Origin of the sequence: Desulfobacterium sp. N47, assembly GCF_051233685.1 — a bacterium.
GTDB lineage: Bacteria > Desulfobacterota > Desulfobacteria > Desulfobacterales > RPRI01 > RPRI01.
The window spans coordinates 1-1161 of record NZ_JBAMMY010000167.1; the positions used below are offsets into that span (position 1 = coordinate 1).

At 40.9% G+C, this 1161-nt stretch carries 1 protein-coding gene; it reads right to left on the reverse strand.

From position 1 onward, the window contains the following. Positions 1 to 483: 483 nt before the first annotated feature. Positions 484 to 954 (reverse strand): toll/interleukin-1 receptor domain-containing protein, encoded by a 471-nt coding sequence (locus VXK47_RS10810; RefSeq protein ID WP_435548798.1) that lies wholly within the window; start codon positions 952 to 954, stop codon positions 484 to 486. Positions 955 to 1161 lie beyond the last annotated feature (207 nt).

Below are 1161 nucleotides of genomic sequence, written 5' to 3' on the forward strand. Positions count from 1 at the left end.
TCGCCAAGGCCGCGTTGGCTGATGATTTTAATGCCGTTTGCAACAAAAACCAGAAACTCTCCCGAAAATCTTTCGTGGACGCGCTGTTACGGATGGTCGCGTGAGTAAACCATGCATCATTTCGGTGAAACTTTAGTTACTTTAATTATTCTTTTTTATCATCACCGGTTCGGCAGAACCTATCCGGGTCCTCCACAAGAGGTTGAGGGTTTATGCCAGCACTATCAGTAAACTGTGTGGCTGGGCCGCAGCATGTTTTAGTTGGGCTTTTGTATTTTCAGATTGATATTTTGAAAAACGTTAGCCCCCACGTAAGCTTACTTCGTCATGTCCTGGAAACGCCGTAATCCGTCAGAAAGAGATAGGGTGATACCTCATAGCTTGCGACAGCTGCATCCTAAAATATTCATTTCTGGATGGCCACCAGTTAATGCGATACCGCATTCATATCATTCTCATACTTCAGCTCAAGGATGTTACGTTTCATGACGAGCCCTTTGCCTTCTTCAGGCTCTTTACGAGTTTCCAAAAAGAGTCTTCAAAGGATGCGTTCACTGCCTCATGTTCAGGGTCAAATTCAAAATCGAGTATTGGAACATCTTTGAACGTATCCCATATGAAGTCATGTTTCCTAATCTCATCTACTGATGTAATCCTGATAGGAAAAAGTACTTTGGTATCCTTTTTCAAAGCTTCCTTAATTTCTTTCTCTACCCAATCGCTCTCGAGGCTGTTCTTAGAAAGCACTATGAGAAGTTTGTCATGCTTACTAATAGCACTCTTTATTTGCTCGGTCAATTGTCCACCATGGACAATTTGGTCAAAGTCAAGCCATACCGATATCAGTTCGCCTCGCAGTCTTTCTTTTAAATATTTTACAAATTCAGCATCTTTGCTGCTATAGCTGATAAAGCAGGACCAATAGCTATCATCCGCAGTTTGAGATATAATCAAAAGTTGTGTTTAGGGAGATAGGTGGTGTATCCATCGGTTGATTGTTACCGAGGCAATTAACCGACCAAAAAAAGGAAAGGATACACACACCATGAATAACGATAATGTAATTATAATTAAAAAGCCAGAATCTTTTATTGATGACCCTATTACTGAGATATTACGTAATGGAGCTCGAAAAATATTAGCCCAGGTGCTTGAAGCTGA